Annotated in this window: 3 protein-coding genes; all 3 read right to left on the bottom strand. The window is 42.1% G+C overall.

The features are described from left to right. A partial coding sequence (ftsX, locus tag ON073_RS20180) for a permease-like cell division protein FtsX (protein ID WP_274763668.1) occupies positions 1 to 733 on the bottom strand: 733 nt, incomplete at its 3' end. Further along, entirely contained in the window at positions 730 to 1,407 is a 678-nt protein-coding gene (gene ftsE / locus ON073_RS20175; RefSeq protein WP_274763667.1) for a cell division ATP-binding protein FtsE, read from the bottom strand. The genes ftsX and ftsE, both read right to left, overlap by 4 nt. Positions 1,408 to 1,427: 20 nt before the next feature. Next, positions 1,428 to 2,495 (bottom strand): signal recognition particle-docking protein FtsY (ftsY, locus tag ON073_RS20170; RefSeq protein ID WP_274763666.1); only part of this gene is annotated, 1,068 nt, incomplete at its 5' end.

Genomic DNA, 2,495 nt, shown 5'->3' with positions numbered 1-2,495 from the left:
GCGCTTGTATAAAGTGGTTAGTTGCACCAACGAGCTTCATTAGCTGAATTTCTTGTTTTTTATCCATAATGGATAAACGAATGGTGTTACCAACAATCAATACCACTGAGGTTAAAAGTAAGAAAGCAATGGTAAGCACACTTTCTCGAAGCAGACTGAGCAAGGCATTTAGCCTTTCAAGCCATTCAATATCAAGTTTACCAAAATCCACATCTCGCTCACGCTCTAATTTATCGAGTAATTCTCGCGCGGCTTCTGGTTTGGTAAATTGACTATTTGGCGTCACCAGCACAACACTTGGTAGCGGGTTTTCGTCAAGGTAGTTAAGCGCTTCACCAAAACCCGATGCCACTTTAAATTCATCTAATGCATCTTGTTTTGAGATAAAACGTACTTCTTTTACTTCTTTGTAAAGAGATAAGCGTTTTACCAGTGCGGTTGAGTCTTTGTCTGAAATATCTTGCTTTAAGAAAAGTGAAATTTCCGCAGCATTATCAAAACCACTGCTTACCTTTTGTACATTTTTAACCACCACATAAAGGGTGGTTGGCAAAGTTAAACTTAGGCCAAGCACTGCTATGGTCATCAATGATGCAACAGGTGTACGCCAAAGCTCACCAAGGCTTTGTACCCCTTGGCGGATGGTATTCATAAAGGCGAAATACAATCCCATTATTGATGAATGCTTAATTTGCTCGCCCTGACTTTTACGCCCTTTAAATAATAAACTCACAGTGCATCTCCCATTAATGGATCAACCACTAAATTACCGGCTTTTAAGGTTAAGCTACGATATTTCATGCGAGCAATCAGCCCTAAGTCGTGAGTTGCGATCAGCACTGTGGTACCGTGCTGATTAAAATCTTCAAACAGTTTTAAAATTTCAACAGAAAGTTCAGGGTCTAAGTTACCCGTAGGCTCATCGGCCAATAAAATTGGCGGCGAGTTAACAATCGCGCGGGCAATGCCTACTCGCTGTTGCTCACCACCCGATAGCGTTTCTGGTGCGCAGCGTGCCTTATTTAAAAGCCCAACTTTATCAAGCGCGCCATGAACGCGCTTTTCAATATCGCGGCGATGGCTGCCAGCAATAATAAGTGGCAAAGCCACATTATCAAACACTGAATAGCGGTCTAGCAGGCGGTGATTTTGGAAAATAACACCAATATCCCGCCTTACAAATGGGACTTGTTTGGCTGTCACTTTATTGAGGCACACACCATTAATAAAAACTTCTCCAGCTGATGGCCTTTCCATCAAACTAATCAGTTTTAATAATGTGCTTTTACCTGCCCCACTGTGGCCCGTTAAGAAAGCAAGTTCACCTGGTTGTAAGTGAAAGCTTACTTTCTCAATGGCTTTGTGGCCGCCGGGGTATGTTTTGCTTACCTGTTCAAATTTTATCATTATTATAATTATGTCTTGTTTTATTCTTCGCTAAACAGTGCCTCGATAAAATCAGCACTGTTAAAGGTACGTAAATCATCAATACCTTCACCCACACCAATGTAGCGAATTGGAATGTTAAATTGATCTGCTACCGCAAAAATAACACCACCTTTTGCAGTACCATCTAATTTAGTTAAGCTGATACCTGTTAAGCCAACAGCTTGGTCAAATAACTTCACCTGACTAATCGCATTTTGGCCTGTACCTGCGTCAATGGTAAGCATTACTTCATGCGGCGCATTTACATCGAGCTTTTTCATTACACGAGCGATTTTTTCAAGCTCTTGCATGAGGTGATCTTTGTTCTGTAAGCGCCCTGCTGTATCGGCAATTAATACATCTACATTACGTGCCTTTGCAGCCTGAAGTGCATCAAATACCACAGATGCACTGTCAGCGCCGGTATGCTGTGCTATTACAGGAATGTCGTTACGCTCACCCCAAACTTGTAATTGCTCTACAGCTGCTGCACGGAATGTATCGCCTGCAGCCAACATTACTGATTTACCTTCAGCTTGGAATTGCTTAGCTAGCTTACCAATAGTAGTTGTTTTACCAACACCGTTAACACCCACCATTAAAATAACAAATGGGCCGTCGCTATTATCAATCACAAGCGGTTTATCGGCACTTGCCAACATTGACGACATTTCTTCTTTTAACAAGCCGTAAAGTGCATCACCATCTTTCAGCTGCTTACGATCAGCTGCGTCAGTTAAGCTATCGATTAACTTTAATGTGGTATCAACCCCCACATCAGCTGTCAGTAATTGAGTTTCAAGTTCTTCAAATAACTCGTCATCGATTTTTTTGCCGCTAAAAATGTTAGCAAAGCCAGCACCGATATTTTGCTTTGTTTTAAGTAAACCTTTCTTTAAGCGACCAAAAAAGCCTAATTTAGGTTCTTTTTGTTTAGCTTCTTCCGCTTGACGTTTTTCTTCCGCCTCAGCTGCTAAACGTGCTGCTTCCTCAGCTTGACGCTTTGCTTCCGCCTCAGCTGCTAAACGCGCTGATTCTTCGGCCTGACGTTTTTCTTCCGCCTCAGC

Source organism: Pseudoalteromonas sp. G4 (genome assembly GCF_028875915.1).
GTDB lineage: Bacteria > Pseudomonadota > Gammaproteobacteria > Enterobacterales > Alteromonadaceae > Pseudoalteromonas.
Note: the sequence above shows the minus strand (reverse complement) of the source record. Positions and strands in the feature narration are given on the sequence as shown.

Coding starts and splice junctions, on each gene's coding strand:
- ftsE (WP_274763667.1), bottom strand. CDS start 1,407: ATGATAAAATTTGAACAGGTAAGCAAAACATACCCCGGCGGCCACAAA.